Source organism: Bacillus cereus group sp. Bc010, assembly GCF_027716745.1.
Lineage (GTDB): Bacteria > Bacillota > Bacilli > Bacillales > Bacillaceae_G > Bacillus_A > Bacillus_A pacificus.
In genome coordinates this window covers 476,842-495,973 of the sequence record NZ_JAQFUY010000001.1, presented here as the reverse complement: position 1 = coordinate 495,973, position 19,132 = coordinate 476,842, and the positions used below count along the sequence as shown (strand labels likewise).

Below are 19,132 nucleotides of genomic sequence, written 5' to 3'. Positions count from 1 at the left end.
TAGAAGATTTCACCTTATGATAAGCTATTATTTCTGAAAAACATGTTTTACTTTTTCGCCTGGAACATTGCTCCCTCCTCTTCCTTTTACATCTTCAATCATCATGGTTACAATCATGTCTGGCTCATTTGCATCAAAAGCTGCAAACCATCCGAGTTCTTTTCCGTCTGCCTCTTTCGATTCTTTCAATTCTGCTGTACCTGTTTTACCAGCAAGAGTTACACCATCAATCTTAGCAATTCTCCCCGCGCCATCAGCGTCATTAATGACTTTGATTAATGCACTCTTTAATATGTCTTGATTCTTTTTAGAAATCACATTTTCTTTCCAATTCCCCGTAACTTTTGCTTCTTTTAAAAGATGAGGCGACGGAATATTCCCTTCATTCACAATCGGTGCATATGTTAATGCTAAATGAAGTGGTGTCATTAATACTTGTCCTTGTCCGTATCCCGTGTCTGCTAGTTGAATATCATTTTTTATCCCATCTCTTGCAATGATTGAAATAGGAAATTCGTATTCAATTGGTAATTTTTCATGAAATCCGTATTTCTTAAATTCATTTACATACTGATCTTTTCCCATTTTCAAAGCTTGTTGAGCAAAATAAATATTATCAGAATACTTCATTGCCTTGTCAAAATCAATTGGACTTGCATCCTTCACACGTGTTACATAATAATTTCCCCAAGAGGAATCTTTTGTCCACTTTAATCCTTGAATATTAAATTCTTCCTTAGGTTTTATTGCGTTTGTTTCCAAACCAATTGCACCTGTAATCGTTTTAAATACGGAACCTGGTACAAATGCTTGTGTGAAGCGATTCATCATTGGTAGTTTCGAGTCGTTATTCCATGCTTCTCGTTGGGCCTTTGATGCTCCTCTAACTATTGTATTTGGATTATACGCAGGGCTACTTACAAGCGCGATTGTTTCACCTGTTTTAGGATTGATAGCTGCACTAGAGCCGGCTTCATTTTTCATCTCATTATAGATTTTTTCTTGAATTGCAGCATCAATTGTTAACGTAACATTTTCCCCTGCTTTCGCTTCTTTTTTAGCTACGTTTTTAATTTCTTTCCCGTTTTCATCTTCTATAAATACGCGTCCACCCTTTTCACCACGCAATTTATTCTCCAGTACTTTCTCTAAACCTGTCTTACCTATTAAATCATCAGCTTGATAACCTCTTTTTTGAAGCGATTTTAATTCCTCTGCATTCACCTTTCCTATATATCCAATTAAATGTGCAGCTGCTTCACCTAATAGATACGTACGAATATTGACTGGACGAGATGATACTCCTTCTAATTCAATATAATCATTCTGTCTAGTTCCCTCTTTTAAAATACCAATTGGTACAAAGGAATCCGGCTTTATCCATTTCGCTGTAAGCTTCTGATCGACCTCTTCTATAGACATATCCAGTAACTGTGCTACTATTTCTTTTGTTTGCGCCGCCGTTTCGCCTAGTTTCTCTGGAATAATTCCAACTTCAGTCGCTTTACCATTCGTTGCTAGACCTTTCCCATTTCGATCGTATATTTCCCCACGTTTTCCTTGTTCTATTTGCATACGTACTTTGTAATCTTTTTTCATACCTGGAAAAATAAAATCTGGTGTCCAATCTATTTTCCAAGATTCTTTCTCTTTTACAAGTTTTGCCTCATGGATAAATGAAGCTGTTCCTCCACCTGTATCCATCTTAACTTCAAAAAGTAAAAGTTCTTTATCTTTTGCATTCTCTCCTTTCGTTTTAACTTTTAAATTCTTAACGCCAATACCTTCATAAATTTTTTGATATTTCTCTGTGAATTCCTTTTTAGAAATCGTTTTTTGGGCATGTTCTGATAAATGATCATACATATTTGCAAATTTTTTATCATTCCATAAATTTATATATTCTTCAAATGCTTGTTTTGGCGATTCGTTTTTATTACATCCTACCAATATAACTACGGAACAAAAGAAAAGCAGCATCCATAATTTTTTCAATTCAATCTTCTCCCTTAGTTAAAAATATTTATTTCTTTCTTGATATATTGAATAAAAAATGTTGTAACACTTAATAGACAGTGCAAGTAATGAAATTGTTCCACATTTACAAAAAATAAAACCAGTGTGTTCGATTAAATATCGAGACACACTGGTTTTATTAACTATAAAGGTTTAATTATTCAATTCAGTTATTTGCTAGACTCATACCAGAGATAAATTCTCCTTAGTCTAGACTATTAATCTCTTATAATAAAAAACTACATCCTATATAGAATGTAGTTTTTTCACAGACTTATCTATTTTTTACTTCCTTTTTATAAAAATCATATAATAGATTGATAGATGAGCTAGATAATATAGGCATTGCCTTCTCAACTAATTCTCTATCCCAATCAAACCAACGCATTTCCATCAGCAAATTTATTTCTGTATCAGTGAATCGTTTCTTTATTTCTTTAGCTGGAGTTCCCCCACTATTGTATACGGCGGAACATCTTTACTTACGACAGATCCTGCTGCAATGATTGCGCCTTCACCGATTGTAACGCCAGGCATTATAATTGATATGACTGTTCAATTTGCTCAGCGAATGGATATACTGTAATCCATTCTGAGTGATGATTATGATTACCACCCATTAAAATGACTACTCCACTGGCAATACAAACATAATTCCCAATAATGAGTTTATCAAGATGCCATCCCATCTGTTCAATTGGATTGAAAAGTGCTCGGGACTTAGCATCCCCCACAAATACCTTACACAGCCATCTTCAAAATTTTGATGACCATAATACCCTGAATAATAGGAGTACTCTCCTACTTCAATGAGTGGATTTGTTACTATATCTTTTATATACTTTGTTTCCGACCAATGATTACATAATGGATGCTTCATAACTTTATTCCTCGCTTCTAAGTAGTGTAGGTTTTTACAATTTACTTAGAAGCTTACTATGACTGCTACATTTTTTAGCTTTCTCAAACGACGAATCATTGTCTTCAAGCCTTTCTTTTATTACAAAGGAATCTCTAATAAAACTCTATACAAAAAAATAGCCTATAAATTTTTATAGGCTACTTTTCATTTCATCATTATTACTTAGCTAATTCTTTCGTACCCTTCATTACATCAACAAAGAATCCCCAGTTATTCACAACAGAAGAAATACTAATATGTTCATCTGGAGTGTGAACATTAAATATATCTGGACCGAATGAAATTGCATCTAATTCAGGCATCTTTTGAACGAATACACTACATTCGATTCCTGCATGTACAGCAAAGATTTCAACATCTTTATTGTATTTTTCTTGATGCACTTTTTCAAACAAATTACGAATTTGTGAATTCGGATTGTATGGCCATTCTGGATACTCTGACTCGATTTCAAATGTTGCACCAACTAAATCGGCGATACATTTAATCTCATCTGCAACATGTTGTTTTAAACTACTTACAGAACTTCTCACTTCGTTACGTAATTTAATTTCATCTTGCAACGTTTCAATAACACCTAAATTTGTTGAACTTTCTACAAGACCTTTAATATCCATGCTCATACTTTGAATGCCGTTTGGGATTAAGAATAATGATGAAATAAGTTGTTTTTGCGTCTCTTTAGCAAATACTTTTTCTACTTTCTCATCCAATTTTGTAAGTGTAACATGAACATCTGGATCAACAGCACGCATTTCTTCTTGTAATACTCGTGTCCATGACTCTAGCTTTTCTTCTACCTTCTCTACATCTTCTTGACGTAATAAAATTGTAGCTACACTTTCACGCGGAATTGCATTTGTTTTTAACCCGCCGTGAACTTCACTTATATCAAATTGAATATTTGCTGATAAATCGCGTAATACTCGTCCTAATACTTTGTTTGCATTACCACGTTGTTTATCAATTTCCATACCAGAGTGTCCGCCTTTTAAACCACCAACATATAGACGATATGCATCCGTATTCGCTGACGCTTCATCCCAAATTACTGGAATTGTTTCAACAGCTTTCGCACCACCTGCGCTACTTACAAGTAATTTATGATCTTCTTCAGAATCAATATTTATAAAAATCTTTCCTTCAAAATGATTTGAATCAACAGCAAAAGCACCGCCCATTGTTGTTTCTTCTTCAGTAGTAATAACTACTTCAAGTGCTGGATGCGGAATGTCTTTCGAATCTAATAAAGCCATCGCATACGCCACTGCAATACCATTATCAGCGCCTAAAGTTGTTTGATTTGCATATAACATGTCCCCAATGATTCGCAATTCAATTGGATCTTTTTCAAAATCATGTACGGTTGCTTGATTTTTTTCACATACCATATCCATATGACCTTGAATGATAATAGCTGGTACATTTTCATAGCCAGCAGTTGCTTCTTTTTTAATAATGACATTCATTGCTTCATCTTGAATTACTTCTAAATTACGCTCTTTTGCAAAACCAACTAAATAATCACTAATTTCCTTTTCATTACCCGATCCTCTAGGAATCTTTGAAATTTCTGCAAAATGATAAAATACAGGGTGCTTTGTTAATTGTTCTAAAGTAGAATACATTTTTAAGCTCCTCTCAAAATGACAAAATAATATGTAAGTCTTTTATCATTATACCATGATTCGTTATTTTACTTTTCTTTTAACTTTTTAATATATTATTCATTTTATGTACAACACTCTTACAACATTGTAAGGATGTTGTAATCTATATCGATTTTTCTCACTTCATAATAGCCGTATAATTACACTATGTTTATTATTTTCTAGTTTTACTATTGGCTGTGAGAGAGCATCGCTCAATCGAATTGGTAAAGATGTATATTACGTGCAGATAAAAGGCGAAGGAACTATCGAAAAAGTAGAAGGTAGAAACTTACGTAACTACACACTCCCTGCTTATGATGAAAACGGAGTAAAAAAACAAATTACATTTAGAAGTACAAAAAAAGAAAACGACCATAAATTAAATGAAGACGCACTTTTACGCCTATTTGTAAATCAAGATGATAATAACAAAAATGAAATATCATCAATTGAAGTAAAATCCTATGAAGAGATTCAGAAAGCAGATTTACCTGAAAAAATAAAAGAAAAGTTTAATATTAAATAAAAAACAAAAGAAAATGCACTATGCATTTTCTTTTGTTTTTTTCACTCGTATATATTTTGAACTGCTATTATTCATCAGTTTCTCTAAGCGATTTATATTTTCCGTTAACGCACCTTTCACAAGAGAGAAATCTGTATTTGGTTCTTCTTTTTTTTCTTTAAAAAATGAAGACTTTTGTATATTTACTTCAGCCATCTCTTCTCCCCCTCTTCAAAAAGATACAATCTTCTATTTATATTATATAGCAAATGCAGAAAGAGTGTACACTTATGATTTTCTTTTTAATTCTTCTTCTAGCTCTTCTACTTGCTGTAATGTATCTCCTTTTATTAACGAGAAATCTGTTGTATCTTCATTATCTTTTTTAAAAAAATCATTGTCATAATCTTTTATCACTACAATCACCTCTACGTGCTAGTGTAGGGATGATTGTCCGATTTTATTCAACTTTTTCCGATTTATTCCGAATTTATGTATAAAAGAGTAGGACAGAAAGTTCTGTCCTACTTACTAAAATAACTATGATGTATTGTTAAATTATATACATTTTCAAAATCTCGATCTTGCAGGTTATTTTTCTTACCATCAATAACAATGAAAACATCACTCACTATTTTTGCTGGTATAATTCCGACATTTTCTACTTGCACCGCTTTCTGCTCATTCAATTGCTCAATATGTTCAAACGGAACGATGATACTAAATTGAGAACGGATACCGCGAAAGTTGGTATTTAATTCCTTTGCCGCTTCAAATACAACAATTTTTGCCCCAATCTTTTCACCATACGAATCTAAAAATACGTTTAAGCTTTTTGTATATTCTTCTTCCGTATGCCATTCCATCGTACCGAATACTGCCGGATTGACATTTTGAATAATTGTTGTGTATATTTCTCCTCTTGCTTTAGAAGCAATTAATGACCGTTTTATCGATTGAACAGTCTTGCCGATATCGCTAAATTTTGCTCCCCATATTTCTGAAATATTAGGTGTTAAAATAAATGCAATATCAACGAAAATAACCATTGCAGTGAACATTAAAAGATTTTTCCAGAGGGTTAAATCAATTCCTTTTACCATGAAATACACGGTGACTGATATTATAAACAACCCATACCAAGTCTTTCTAATTCGTTGCTTCTTCTCCTCGTACAACTCTTCGTTTTTCCAATAAAAGAAAACAAGTACTAGAAAAACGATTGCTAAAATAAATAAGCCGATTCGAATGTTAGAGATCACCAATGACATCACCCTCCATTCAAAAACTACTCACGATATCATTACATGCACAAGCAGCTCTCTTTATGACAAAAGACGTGGACAAGCTTCTAAATTGAGCTACATTGCATATACATTAGAAGGTGCCACGTCTTTTACCCCGGTAAGCTCCCCATCTCAACATTCTGCAAAAGCGAAGAAAATAGGTGGGGGATCAACTGCCCATAAAAGCCCGATTGGTTCAACTAATAATCAGTGGGACGAACCCCCCACTGATTAAAGTTTCACTTTATCCTGAATCTACATTGTATATGTAGACAAGCACGCGTTTCAAATTTTCATGTTAAAAAGAAATATGTTTCGGAATTTCCCCTTCTGGTACTTCTCCGTCCATACTTAAGTAATAATGACGAATTGGTCGTAAATTATCGTCTAATTCATAAACGAGTGGTATACTCGTTGGAATATTTAATGAAACAACACCATCACTTGAAAGGTTATCTAAGTATTTCACTAGCGAACGAATCGTATTACCGTGTGATGAAATAATTACCTTTTCACCACTTTTTAATGATGGCGCGATTTCTGAATGCCAATAAGCAAGTACTCTTTTCTCCGTATCCACTAAACATTCAGTCAATGGAAGCTCACCTTTTTTAAGTGCTTTATATCTTGGATCATTCATTTCATACCTAGGATCATCTTCAGTAAGAGCAGGTGGTCTTACATCAATACTTCTTCTCCAAATATGAACTTGCTCCTCACCATATTTTTTCGCCGTTTCATCTTTATTCAATCCTTGCAATGCACCGTAATGTCTTTCATTTAGTTTCCAACATTTATGTACTGGGATCCATGCAAGGTCCATCTCATGAAGTACAATCCATAACGTCCGAATTGCTCGTTTTAATACAGATGTATAAGCAACATCAAAAGTATATCCATTTTTCTTTAATATTGCTCCTGCTTCTCTCGCTTCACTTAATCCATTCTCTGATAAATCTACATCAGTCCAACCAGTAAAACGATTTTCAAGATTCCATAAACTTTGTCCGTGACGAATAAGTACAAGTTTTATCATTATAATTCCCCTTTCGGAAATGTGAATTTTATTGTTCCATCGCGTACACGTATAAAGTATCTAGTAATGTATCTTTTTATCCATTCACTCTATGACCAAATCATAGTTGCCAAATGTATGGATAAAATTTGTTCTTTTTCAAACTATAAAACAGATATATTTCTTATTATTTTTGATCGATTACAACTTCTCGCTTCGACATCCAAGCATCAAAACCTGATCGGCTATTTGCCATTTCATTCATAACTTGATGCCAATTTTCTTCACACGATTCACCAAATTTTGAAAAAATAGTACCCATTTGTTGCCTTTGTACATCGCTCAATTTTTTCTCTAATTCGGTACCTTTTTCTGTTAAAGATAACTGTTTCACACGACGGTCATGTGTAGCTTCATTACTCTCAATTAAACCCTTTTCCACAAGTTGTCGTAATGGTCCGTGTAGAGCCTGTTTACTTATTTCTAACAGTGATAATAACTCATTTACGCTTAGACCTGGAAAGCGTGCGATAAAAAATAAAATTCGGTGGTGTACTCGTTGTATGCCATACTCTTTTATAATTTCATCTGGCTTTTCAGTAAATGTTTTATATGCAAAGTAAAATAATGCTAATGCTTCATTCATCTGTTCTTCTTTATGTTGTGTCATCTACTTTCCCCCTGTATGTAAATTATACCACAATCCAGTAATCAATATTTTAATGAACGCATTTGAACTTCTTTCGTCTATTGAAATATTCATTGCACAATTAGGAGATGATTCATTTGAAAACGCAATATACTGTAAGTACATATTTATTAGACAGACTAAGCGAATTAGGAATTGAGCATATTTTTGGTGTCCCTGGTGATTATAATTTGGCTTTTTTAGATGATGTAGTAGCACATGAAAAGTTAGAGTGGGTTGGCAATTGTAATGAATTAAATGCAGCATATGCTGCTGATGGATATGCTCGTATAAAAGGAATCGCTGCTCTTATTACCACTTTCGGTGTTGGAGAATTAAGCGCCATTAACGGTGTTGCTGGCTCATACGCAGAAAATGTACCTGTTATAAAAATCACGGGGACACCACCTACAACAGTAATGGAGAATGGAGCACTCGTTCATCATACGTTAGGTGATGGAAAGTTCGATCACTTTTCCAATATGTATCGAGAAATTACTGTAGCGCAAACAAATTTAACCCCCGAACATGCTGCTGAGGAAATTGATCGTGTGTTACGTGCATGTTGGAGTGAGAAACGCCCTGTTCATATTCAATTACCGATTGATGTGTATAATAAACCAATTAATAAACCTACGGAATCCATTTTACATAAACCAGTTGTAAGTAATAAAGATGCGCTGGATAAAATGCTTTTACATGCAACTTCGAAAATAAACAGTGCCAGAAAACCTGTTATTTTAGCTGATTTTGAAGTGGCTCGTTTTCATGCTGAAGAATATTTGCATCAATTCGTAGAAAAAACTGGATTTCCTATCGCGACATTAAGTATGGGGAAAGGAATATTCCCTGAAAAACACCCCCAATTTATAGGAATTTATACTGGTGACGTTAGTCCTTCATACTTACGAAAAAGAATTGATGAATCTGACTGTATTATTAGTATTGGCGTGAAATTAACTGATACTATTACCGGTGGCTTTACACAAGGATTTAAAAAAGAGCAAGTAATAGAAATCCATCCCTATACTGTGAAAATTATGGATAAAAAATATGGACCCGTTGTAATGAAAGATGTTTTAAAACAATTAAATGATTTAATCGAACATCGCAAAGAAGACACACTTGAAATTAAGCCGTTTATTTCAGAATCACTACCTATAACAGAAGAGTTCAATCCAAAAGCACAAATGATTACACAAAAACGATTTTGGCAACAAATATATCATTTCTTACAAGAAAACGATGTTTTAATTGCAGAGCAAGGAACGCCTTTCTTCGGTAGTGCCACTATCCCTTTACCAAATAACACCACTTATGTAGCACAACCATTATGGGGATCAATTGGTTATACATTACCTGCTCTACTTGGTACACAGCTCGCTAATTTATCGCGGCGTAACATTTTAATTATTGGTGATGGTTCTTTCCAATTAACTGTTCAAGAGTTATCAACTATACTTCGGCAAAATTTAAAACCGATTATATTTTTAATTAATAACAATGGATACACTGTTGAACGTGCAATTCATGGTCAAAATGAAACGTATAATGACATACAAATGTGGGATTACACAAAACTAGCGAACGTATTCGGAACAGAAGAAAAAAGTCTAACATGGAAAGTGGAAAATGAAACAGAGTTAGCAGAAGTTTTAACGAATATAACTGTAAATAACAATCAACTTATCTTTATTGAAGTTGTAATGAGCCAAGGGGATCAGCCTGAATTGTTAGCTAAACTTGGGAAAAGATTCGGCATGCAAAATTCTTAATAAGGCAACGTGTAGCAAAAAATAATAACAGGTTCAGCTGAGAGTTGTAAAATTTGTTTATATACTCAAAATACACAAGAAAAAGGATGGCCATTGCCATCCTTTTTGACATATATTGAACTTTCCCTATTTTGAAGACCATTCTTCAACTAATCCCGGTATAACAAGTAATAATTTTTAATCCATCTTTAACTTTATAGCTTTTGTGGCAATAAAAGTTTTAATATGCTTATCTAATATTCTAGTTCCACCAAAATCATCCTCATAAAAACCACTTATAACTAAACCAGCTTCAATTTGACCTTGAATTTGGTCTTCAAGAGTATGTGCATATTCTATTGTTTGATTGGAATTTACATAATCTTGAACTTCATCCTCTGGTAAGTAGTCTAGTGTTGATGAAGGTATAGAATGTTTAACATCAAGTATACCCTTTTGCTCTTGATTGTCATCAAAAATCCATAGTAACGGATTTGTAAATCCTGAAATAAGAATTCCTCTATTCTTTAGTACCCTTGATATCTCATTCCATACAAGGTTAACATCTTTTACAAACAAATTAGAAACGGGATTTACGACAATATCAAAATATTCATCTTCAAAATCACTAAGGTCTGACATATCCCCTTGAACTGTTTTTAAAGTTAACCCGTCCCGTTCTGCTACCTTTTTATCTTGTTCCAACTGCTTCCTTGATATATCAGTAACTGTTACATCTGCTCCAGCAGCAGCTAGAACAGGTGCTTGTTGCCCTCCACCTGACGCTAAGCAAAGTATCTTTAATCCATCTAATGATTTTGGAAACCACTCTCTAGGAACTGATTTTTCTGTGGTAACTGTGATTTCCCATTCACCTGATTTACTTCTTTCAATAACCTCGCGACTTACAGGTTGTGTATATCTAGAACCTTCTTCAACCTTTTTATCCCATGCATTACTGTTTTGTTGAGTTGTATCCATTATAACTATTCCCCCTAGCTATCTTATTATATTTTAAATGTAAGATCATTTACTATAAAAGCTTTCCTTTTTCTATTAACGTAACCAATAATTAATACATATTTTTCTATATTTATATTAACAGATAAAAAGCAGCAATAAAAACAAAATATTCTAAATAGGAAAAATACAAATTCGTTTAAACAAATAAAAAGGCATTCCAAACCTGTTGATGGTTGGAACACCTTTTTATTTGTTATTTAAATTTTTAACCTCTTAACTACACTCATTAAACAAATCAATTACAATTTATTCCGCAAGCGTTAACTGCCAAGACACACCATACTTATCATTTAACCAACCAAATTTTTTACTAAACGGATAGGCACCTAAAGGCATAAGTACTGCTCCATCCTCCGCTAGTTTATTAAAAGCCGTTTCAATTTCTTCTTCCGTATTACAAGTTACATAAAGAGACATAGCTGGTGTAAATGTAAAATTATGATTTACATAACTATCTATGCACATGAATTCTTGCCCGTGTAACGTAAATGTTGCCTGAATTACAGTACCCTCTTTACCAGGTCCATTTTCATCGTAGCGAGAGATACTTACAATTTCTGATTGATCAAATAGTGATGTGTAAAAATTCATCGCTTCTTCAGCTTTGCCTTCAAACATTAAAAATGTAGTGATTTTTTGATTTGTGTTACTCATACAGAGACAACCCCTTGTTATGTATTTATGCAAAATATACATCGGCCAGCAAAACCGAACGTATTTTCCCGTAAGTGTATTGTCTATAAAAACGATGAGTTTGTCAATTATCTACTTCCTTATTTCTTCTTAAATAATGCTGTCCAAAGAAATGATTCTCCAAACATAATATTCGGTTGTTCAATTTGCTTCATTTTTCTAATTTCAATCACTTCAAATCCCTTAAATACCTCTCTTAATTTCTCTTCCGAATAAGCCAGACCACCTTGCAGACTCCATCCTCTATATACGTCCCAATCTGTTATTTCTGAGCCATTTCGCTCATCTAAATCGCCTGCCGCAAAACATGTTAATCCGAAATAACCACCTGATTTCAATGAGTTTTTAATTAAATCCACATAATTTATTCTTCTATGTGGTGGAATATGATGTAAACAACCCGAATCGTATACAAAATCAAATTCATTTTGGACCTCTAAATTAAAAATTGAATCACAAATAAATTCAATTTCTATCCCTTTTGCTAAAGCCCGCTCTTTCGCCCATTTAATGCCTTCTATAGATAAATCCACTGCCGTTACATCAAACCCTTCATTTGCTAGATAAATTGCGTTTCTACCCGGACCACATCCAAGTTCTAGTACTTTTCCTTTTGAAACCCAATTTTTATTTATATACGAAACTAGGTTCTCATCTGGAACGTTTTCAAAAAACGGAACATCTTTTTCTCTATTCGCATAAAATTCATTCCAAAATGGTTCTGCTGGTCTTAATAATGAATCAAGCATTTTAATAATATCTTCTTGATTATGCAACGTTTCATTTTTCACTTGTATCCCTCCAAATTTAAATAGTCAGAAAATCATTATACATCTTTTAGAACTTTCAGACAAAAAGAAAAACTCCTACATTCAATAGGAGTTTTTCTTTTTAAAATCCAAGTATAGCTAACCATTTTAACAACTTCTCTTCTCGCGCTTTTAAATCATCGTTCCTAAGCTTACCTAACTGTATTTCACTCACAATTTCTCCGTCCGCCATAAAAAGAACTCTTTCTGTTTTCGCTGCTACCTTTACATCATGAGTCACTAACATAATAGTCGTTCCATCACGGTTAATATTTAATAAAATTTGCATTACCTCTTCTGTTGATTTTAAATTTAGAGCACCCGTTGGCTCATCAGCAAAAATAATATTTGGATTATTAATGAGCGCTCTACAAATAGAAACTCTTTGTAATTGCCCTCCAGATGTTTCGGTTATATAATGAGACGCTATATCACTTATCCCCATTTTCCCCATTAGCGCTAGAGCACGTTTATTTACTATTTTCTTACTCTCACACTTCGCTAAATATGCTGACAAAATGATATTATCAAATAGATTCAAGTTTCTAAGAAGGTTACTCTGCTGAAAAATAAATCCTATTTCAGTAAGGCGCAACTTGGCTAACGCTTCTTCTTTCATACAAGATATTTCTTTACCACCAATTTTCACACTTCCTGATGACATTTGATCCATTCCACTAATATTATATAGTAACGTCGATTTCCCAGAACCAGAAGGCCCCATAACCGATACAAATTCTCCCTCATAAACCTCTAAATCTATATTTTTTAGCACGTGATAATTTGCATTTCCATCTATTGAATATGTTTTGTTTACTTGCTTTACTTCTACAATTTTTTTCAAGTTTTACACCCCTACTCCCCATTTGGCTTTACATCGTTTGTGTGCTTTATAGTAAAACTACTGAAAAGTGTTGTTGCAGTCACACATATAAATAATATCGCTGGGCATATTATATAAGAAACGATAGGATTTACGACAAACTTTATATGAGCTGCTCCCATAAATGAGCCTAACCGACTTACTAACATTTCACCAAACGTAGCAGCTATACATGTCCCTATCACAATGCCTAATAATACAATGACGATAGAACGTGTTATATACTGTATACGAATATCTTTACTAGAAAAACCGATATTTTTCATAATTAAAATTTGCGAAGAATCTTTTGCTAATAACATTTTAAAAAGCATTGCAGTAATTAAAACTGATATCAATATCGCAATCAAAATAGCCACTTGAGTCACGAGTCTTAATTGTTTAATTGTCTCTCCTAAAGTTTGCGTTAAATAATCATCCGTATCTGTTATTTTTGCAGAACTAAAATTTTGTTTATACTCCTTCACTTTTTCTTGCAAATCAACATTAGACTTTAAATCTACATTTACTACATACCATAATATGTTTTCGTTATTATAAGAAAAGCTCGCTTTAGCTGTTTTCCCGCCATTTGTTACATCTTGATACATACCACTAATCGTAAGTGTTTTCTCTTTCCCATCAACAAATAAAACGATAGAATCCCCTACATTCTTTTTTAATTCATTTGTGTTCATATAAGAAAGAGCAATTTCATTTTCATTTTTTGGTGCCCTACCTTGCATATAGTCTAATGGAAATGTAGTGAAGTCTCCCACTTCTACATGTAAGTTTTCATGTGTACCATCAGCGCTTACCATTTTAAATGTACTCGTTACAAATGTTGCATATTTTTCTACTTCATCATCATTTCGTAAATATGATATAACGTCCTTAAATCGTTTCTCTATATTTTCAGTTTGCTGTAAATCTATTCGAATATCACTTTTTCCTGTTCCCATATAATTAACAAACTTCGGTGACTGAATCGTATACAAAAAGTTAACAGGTACAACAATCATAAACACAGCTATTATTAATACGATACTTAATACGCGATATAACTTAAATCTTTTTATAACATCTTGTATACCAATAAATATATTTACATTTTTAAATTTAGATCGATTGAGTGAAAAAGAGTTTCTAATCTTTCTTTTCCCTATTTTATCTCTTGATTGTAAAGCATCTATTGCTGTAATTCCCCTAAATTTCCGTAAAATGATACGACAGAACAAGATAACGACTAAAAATAACAGTGTTGTAATTATGAATGGCACAACATTGTGTAAAATACTTTTATCTGCTGCCCCCATATAAAGAGTGATATTCGAAGTGAATATCTTTGTAACAAATAGGGAAAGTATATATCCACATATACACCCACCAGCTGAAATAACAACATATTTTGTTACATATAGTTTTTGAATATCTTTACTTGTAATGCCAATAGCTTTCATAACACCAATTTCCCGATAATCTTCTTCCATCGAAGTAGTAATCGTAAATCTAATACATAACATTGCAATTAACATTAATAATGCACTTATTATGATAAGTACCGCAGCTATTATTCCATCTGTTAATGAATTGAGTGTTTTAAATAGTGAATACGTAATAGAGGGACCTTTTTGGGGTAAGTTCGATGACTCGTATAGATTTTCAAATTCATTTATTTTATTTACATCAGTTAGCTGGAATTCAATAAGATATTCGCTTTCTCCAAAATTCCTTTTTATTCTTTTGAAATCTTCATTGCTTATTACGAATCGTTTTGAACTAACAATTGATGGATTCATTTGAACATCACGAACAAATGCTGAAATAGTAAATTCTAGTTCATTCTTATTTTTATCAACCCATATTTTATCTCCAATACGCAAATTATATTTTTGCATATAATAAATGGGTACACCTATTTCCCCTTTCCTAACATCAACCACTTCATTATTTAAATTTAATAAAAAATCAAACTTACTATTTTGTTTAACGAAGCTTATGTCCATTACACTATTATGTTCCGCTTCATTTTTCTTCTTTATAAAAATGTTAGATCCGTTTATTTGGACCATCTCAGCCGTTTGTTGTTTTTTTACAAACGGAGTTTTTTCTACAAAGGAATCAATTGACTTTTGATTTACTTCTCCGGCATGCATTTGTACGAAATGCGGTGCGTTTGATACTTTAACCAATTGCTCCATTGAGTTCAATAGATTTATAACGTTACTTGAAGCACTAGCCATTAAAAGACTTGATAACATGATAAACATAAATAAAATGGTAATTATCATTTTATTTTGAGAGAAATCTCTTTTTAACATTCTCCTAATCATATTAAGCTAGTTCCCTTCATTCGATAGTATTTTCTTCGTCACAACCGCTATTAATAACATTATGAAACTAATAACTAATATAGGTAAATAAATTTTCATACTGAATTCTTCAAACATAAAACCATAAACGACTTGCCCAATCGGTGCCATACATTGGGATACCGCTGTTATAATTGCCATTACTTTTCCTAAGTTTTCATTTGGTGTTTTCTTTTGAACTACAGTAATCACATAGATGGATACAATTGTCATGATCATTGCAATTAGAATAGAAGAAAGTATAAAGAGGATAAATGGTGGATAGTATCCTAAATTAAGAATAAATGGTGTAACTGATAGTGCCATTGGTATTACTAATAAAGCTATTAAAATCATCCAATAATACAATGTTTTCATCTGTAGCTTTTTCGCAAAAAAACCTATTGATAATGCACCTATTATAGTAGCAAAATCGATCAATCCCATTCCAATTCCATATAACGTGTGGCTACTTTCCATTGTGACTCGTATAATAATTGGAGCACCAACAACAAATAGCGGCGTCAGTATTAAATTTAGTAATGCGGCTAAAAGCATAGATTTCAAAATAAATGGCTGTTTTAAAACGTATATAAACCCTTCTTTCATATCCTTTACAATTGTCGGTATGATATGACTTTCTTGCACTCTCTTTATAAAAGGTATTGTAATAAACATTTCTAAAATCGCAGATAAAAAGAAAGCAAGACAGCTTATTATGACGAGCATTTTCAAACCAATTATGCCGTACAATATTCCTCCTAATACAGGAGCAACTATATTAGATAACGCTTGCACACCATTTACGATACCGTTCGCTTGTTCTAACTTTTTCTCTGGAACTAATTGCGGAATACTGGCCATTACTACCGGTGCGTACATTGCACTAATAATCGCTAGTAAAAACATAATTGTTCCAATCGATAAAATAGATACAGATCCAGTAAATAACAAAACTATAAAGCTTAATACAATCGCAGCGTTTATAAAATCAAATATAACCATTACATTACGGCGATTGAAACGATCTGCTATCGCACCGCCAAGAGGAGCTAGCAAAAACGGAATACTCGTTACCGCATATAATCCTGCGAATATATCAGCACGCCCTGTTATATCTAGCACATATAATGACAGAGCAAAACGTAAAAGTGTTGAACCTAAAATAGTAATAATTTGTCCACTCACCATTAAATAAAAATCTTTCATCGAAGGTTTTATACTAATAGACATTATAATCACACCCTTCCCTTAATTTAGACCGACTGTCGGTCTATAATAAACAAACAAAAAAGCATTATTTCTGCTTCATTAAAACCTCCATCATATAATCAAAGGATCCTTCTTTCGCTCCAACAGATACTTCCATCATTTTAATATAAGCTTTCGCTCTTCTCATCATTTCTTCCGGTTTCCATTGGAATAACCCATCATCAAATATGACTTGCGCGGAGGATAGTAATAGTTCAATCGTTTCTTGTGGGTATGGTGTAGAAAATACACCTTCATCGATTCCTTGTTCTAAAATCTCTGCTAAAACAGGAGATAAATGAATAATGGATTGCACTATACTTTTTTGATGCATTTCCGCATTATTTGGTTGATGAAATTGCTCAATCATTTTATCTTTTACATCCCCTGATTTTGGCGATTGCTCCATTAAAACTCGAAATAACTTTTCTAACACTGGGATATTGGGATTAGAGACAATTACTTTCGCTTTAGCAACATCTTCTTTAATGATCCTCATAATGATTTCATCCATTACTTCTTCTTTCGACTTAAAATAGTGATAAAACGTCCCCTTTGCTATCCCTATCTCTTTTAAAATGTCATTTACTGTTGTTTTCGTATAACCTTTCGTAACAAACAAGCGTTCAGCCGTTTCTAAAATTTCTTTTCTACGCTCCTCATACTCCTTTACTATTCGCATTCAAGTTCTCCTTCCCGCTAGACCGACTGTTGGTCTATTTAAATTATATGCTTAGTTAGTAAAAAGTTTCCTGTTATTGTACATATACACCATCTTACTTTCTATTTCCTTTATGAATTTTAAATTTATTAATACGGTAAATGAAATTTCAAAGATTATTTCTATGCAATCACTCTTGTGCTTATATCGACTTCGTTGCATAAAAGCAAAAAATAGCCGCAACGCTTTGCGACTATTTTTGAATACTAACTATTTAACGGCCACGTCTTTGCTGACCTTGCTTTGCACTACTTTTCTTATTACTTGGCTTATTAAATGATCGGTTACTATCATTTCTCGAACTATTTCTTGAATCGTTTCTTCGGCCACCTTTAGAACCACTTCTTGAACCTTCACGGCTATCTCTTTGACGATATTGATCTGATTTTTTTGGAGCCGGCTTTGGTACCGGTTTTCCATTTTCATCAACATGTTTTATCTTCGGTTGTTCGATTATTTCTCTTTGCAGTGGTGCACCAAGCGTTTTTTCAATTTCTTCTAAATGTTTTTCATCTTTCGCTGCAACGAACGTAATTGCAAGACCTGATCCACCTGCACGTCCTGTTCGGCCAATGCGGTGAATATAGCTTTCTACATCTTCAGGGATATCATAGTTAAATACGTGTGTTACACCATCTACATCAAGTCCACGAGCTGCTACATCCGTTGCGATTAAGTACTGAATTTTCGCTTCGCGGAAACTCTTCATAACTCTTTCACGTTTCGCTTGAGGTATATCACCATGAAGTTCAGCACAATTATAACCTCTCCCTTTTAAATCATCATATAGCTTACTTGCTCTAACCTTTGTACGACAGAAAATAACTGCTAAAAATGGCTGATCACGATCCATAACAAAACGAAGTGCATCCGGCTTTGCACGATCTGTCGTCTCAATGACACGCTGCTCAATTGTATTTACCGTTACTTCTTCACTTTGTATTTGAATCATTTGCGGCTCATCCATATAACGTTTCGCCAATTTTTTAATATCTTTTGGCATCGTTGCTGAGAATAACATCGTTTGTTTACTACCAGGTGTCTCATCTAAAATATCTTCAATATCATATAAGAAACCGAAATAAAGCATTTGATCCGCTTCGTCTAATACAATCGTTGAAAGATTACTTAAATCAATTGTTTCACGTCGTATATGATCTAATAATCGTCCTGGTGTCGCAACAACAATATGTGTATTGCCTTTTAATTTCCTCAATTGCTGTGCTACATCTTGACCACCATAAATCGCTAGAACATTAATATCATCTCTTTGAACAAGCATTTTTTTAATTTCATTCGTAATTTGCAGTGCTAGTTCCCTTGTTGGCGCAACAATTAAAGCCTGAACATCACTACACTCTGGATCGATTTTTTCTAAAATCGGTAACACAAATGCTAATGTTTTACCCGTGCCTGTTTTTGCCTGCCCAATAATATCCTTACCAGACATAATAACAGGAATTGCCTTCTCCTGAATCGGTGTTGCTTCTGTAATTCCATTTTCACGTAATGTATGATTAAACGTTTCACTAATTCCTAATTCTAAAAAGTTTTTCAAATAGACCACTTCTTTTCCTTATTTTT

The 19,132-nt window shown here is 33.3% G+C and carries 17 protein-coding genes and 1 pseudogene; 2 read left to right on the top strand and 16 right to left on the bottom strand.

Translation table 11 applies throughout. The annotated features are described in order from the left end of the window. Positions 1-27: 27 nt before the first annotated feature. The 3 genes and pseudogenes from PDQ68_RS02525 to pepD form a co-directional block, all read right to left on the bottom strand. A complete protein-coding gene (locus PDQ68_RS02525) occupies positions 28-1,995 on the bottom strand; it encodes a penicillin-binding transpeptidase domain-containing protein (protein ID WP_061182467.1) in 1,968 nt (655 codons plus the stop codon). Between the two features lie 295 nt (positions 1,996-2,290). Then, positions 2,291-2,896, bottom strand: a pseudogene (locus tag PDQ68_RS02520) (CatB-related O-acetyltransferase). A 200-nt stretch (positions 2,897-3,096) separates the two neighbouring features. Beyond that, the gene (gene pepD / locus PDQ68_RS02515; protein WP_000287562.1) at positions 3,097-4,566 is read right to left on the bottom strand and encodes a beta-Ala-His dipeptidase; all 1,470 of its coding nucleotides are present in this window, start codon (positions 4,564-4,566) and stop codon (positions 3,097-3,099) included. Between the two features lie 178 nt (positions 4,567-4,744). On the opposite strand from pepD, the gene PDQ68_RS02510 reads away from it, so the two are divergent. Beyond that, complete coding sequence (locus PDQ68_RS02510) at positions 4,745-5,116, top strand: YxeA family protein (RefSeq protein ID WP_270786578.1); 372 nt, start codon at positions 4,745-4,747, stop codon at positions 5,114-5,116. A gap of 18 nt (positions 5,117-5,134) precedes the next feature. On the opposite strand, the gene spoIISB is transcribed toward PDQ68_RS02510, so the two are convergent. The 5 genes from spoIISB to PDQ68_RS02485 form a co-directional block, all read right to left on the bottom strand. Then, a complete protein-coding gene (gene spoIISB / locus PDQ68_RS02505; protein WP_000852590.1) occupies positions 5,135-5,311 on the bottom strand; it encodes a stage II sporulation protein SB in 177 nt (58 codons plus the stop codon). A 72-nt stretch (positions 5,312-5,383) separates the two neighbouring features. After that, positions 5,384-5,512, bottom strand: a complete 129-nt coding sequence (locus PDQ68_RS02500; protein WP_000588714.1) for a hypothetical protein — start codon at positions 5,510-5,512, stop codon at positions 5,384-5,386. A 107-nt stretch (positions 5,513-5,619) separates the two neighbouring features. Continuing rightward, entirely contained in the window at positions 5,620-6,357 is a 738-nt protein-coding gene (locus PDQ68_RS02495; RefSeq protein ID WP_014893739.1) for a type II toxin-antitoxin system SpoIISA family toxin, read from the bottom strand. Between the two features lie 322 nt (positions 6,358-6,679). Beyond that, the gene (gene gpmA / locus PDQ68_RS02490; protein ID WP_000594137.1) at positions 6,680-7,417 is read right to left on the bottom strand and encodes a 2,3-diphosphoglycerate-dependent phosphoglycerate mutase; all 738 of its coding nucleotides are present in this window, start codon (positions 7,415-7,417) and stop codon (positions 6,680-6,682) included. A gap of 166 nt (positions 7,418-7,583) precedes the next feature. Beyond that, entirely contained in the window at positions 7,584-8,066 is a 483-nt protein-coding gene (locus PDQ68_RS02485; RefSeq protein WP_016717517.1) for a MarR family winged helix-turn-helix transcriptional regulator, read from the bottom strand. A gap of 107 nt (positions 8,067-8,173) precedes the next feature. On the opposite strand from PDQ68_RS02485, the gene PDQ68_RS02480 reads away from it, so the two are divergent. Further along, complete coding sequence (locus PDQ68_RS02480) at positions 8,174-9,859, top strand: alpha-keto acid decarboxylase family protein (RefSeq protein WP_062822446.1); 1,686 nt, start codon at positions 8,174-8,176, stop codon at positions 9,857-9,859. 177 nt (positions 9,860-10,036) lie between these two features. On the opposite strand, the gene PDQ68_RS02475 is transcribed toward PDQ68_RS02480, so the two are convergent. The 8 genes from PDQ68_RS02475 to PDQ68_RS02440 form a co-directional block, all read right to left on the bottom strand. Next, positions 10,037-10,819 (bottom strand): class I SAM-dependent methyltransferase, encoded by a 783-nt coding sequence (locus PDQ68_RS02475; protein WP_000381776.1) that lies wholly within the window; start codon positions 10,817-10,819, stop codon positions 10,037-10,039. Between the two features lie 288 nt (positions 10,820-11,107). Further along, entirely contained in the window at positions 11,108-11,515 is a 408-nt protein-coding gene (locus PDQ68_RS02470) for a VOC family protein (protein ID WP_000072497.1), read from the bottom strand. A gap of 119 nt (positions 11,516-11,634) precedes the next feature. Beyond that, positions 11,635-12,345: a class I SAM-dependent methyltransferase gene (locus PDQ68_RS02465; RefSeq protein ID WP_061182525.1), complete on the bottom strand. Its 711-nt coding sequence runs from the start codon at positions 12,343-12,345 to the stop codon at positions 11,635-11,637. 100 nt (positions 12,346-12,445) lie between these two features. Next, on the bottom strand, positions 12,446-13,207 hold the full coding sequence (locus PDQ68_RS02460; RefSeq protein WP_061182526.1) for an ABC transporter ATP-binding protein: 762 nt from the start codon (positions 13,205-13,207) through the stop codon (positions 12,446-12,448). Positions 13,208-13,218: 11 nt separating this feature from the next. Next, on the bottom strand, positions 13,219-15,558 hold the full coding sequence (locus PDQ68_RS02455; RefSeq protein ID WP_270786574.1) for an ABC transporter permease: 2,340 nt from the start codon (positions 15,556-15,558) through the stop codon (positions 13,219-13,221). 6 nt (positions 15,559-15,564) lie between these two features. Continuing rightward, a complete protein-coding gene (locus PDQ68_RS02450; protein ID WP_116733357.1) occupies positions 15,565-16,812 on the bottom strand; it encodes an MFS transporter in 1,248 nt (415 codons plus the stop codon). 61 nt (positions 16,813-16,873) lie between these two features. Beyond that, positions 16,874-17,509, bottom strand: a complete 636-nt coding sequence (locus tag PDQ68_RS02445; RefSeq protein ID WP_016717511.1) for a TetR/AcrR family transcriptional regulator — start codon at positions 17,507-17,509, stop codon at positions 16,874-16,876. Between the two features lie 253 nt (positions 17,510-17,762). After that, entirely contained in the window at positions 17,763-19,115 is a 1,353-nt protein-coding gene (locus PDQ68_RS02440) for a DEAD/DEAH box helicase (protein WP_016717510.1), read from the bottom strand. Positions 19,116-19,132 lie beyond the last annotated feature (17 nt).

Coding starts and splice junctions, on each gene's coding strand:
- PDQ68_RS02455 (WP_270786574.1), bottom strand. CDS start 15,558: ATGATTAGGAGAATGTTAAAAAGAGATTTCTCTCAAAATAAAATGATA.
- PDQ68_RS02485 (WP_016717517.1), bottom strand. CDS start 8,066: ATGACACAACATAAAGAAGAACAGATGAATGAAGCATTAGCATTATTT.
- PDQ68_RS02470 (WP_000072497.1), bottom strand. CDS start 11,515: ATGAGTAACACAAATCAAAAAATCACTACATTTTTAATGTTTGAAGGC.
- PDQ68_RS02475 (WP_000381776.1), bottom strand. CDS start 10,819: ATGGATACAACTCAACAAAACAGTAATGCATGGGATAAAAAGGTTGAA.
- PDQ68_RS02445 (WP_016717511.1), bottom strand. CDS start 17,509: ATGCGAATAGTAAAGGAGTATGAGGAGCGTAGAAAAGAAATTTTAGAA.
- spoIISB (WP_000852590.1), bottom strand. CDS start 5,311: ATGGCTGAAGTAAATATACAAAAGTCTTCATTTTTTAAAGAAAAAAAA.
- gpmA (WP_000594137.1), bottom strand. CDS start 7,417: ATGATAAAACTTGTACTTATTCGTCACGGACAAAGTTTATGGAATCTT.
- pepD (WP_000287562.1), bottom strand. CDS start 4,566: ATGTATTCTACTTTAGAACAATTAACAAAGCACCCTGTATTTTATCAT.
- PDQ68_RS02480 (WP_062822446.1), top strand. CDS start 8,174: ATGATTCATTTGAAAACGCAATATACTGTAAGTACATATTTATTAGAC.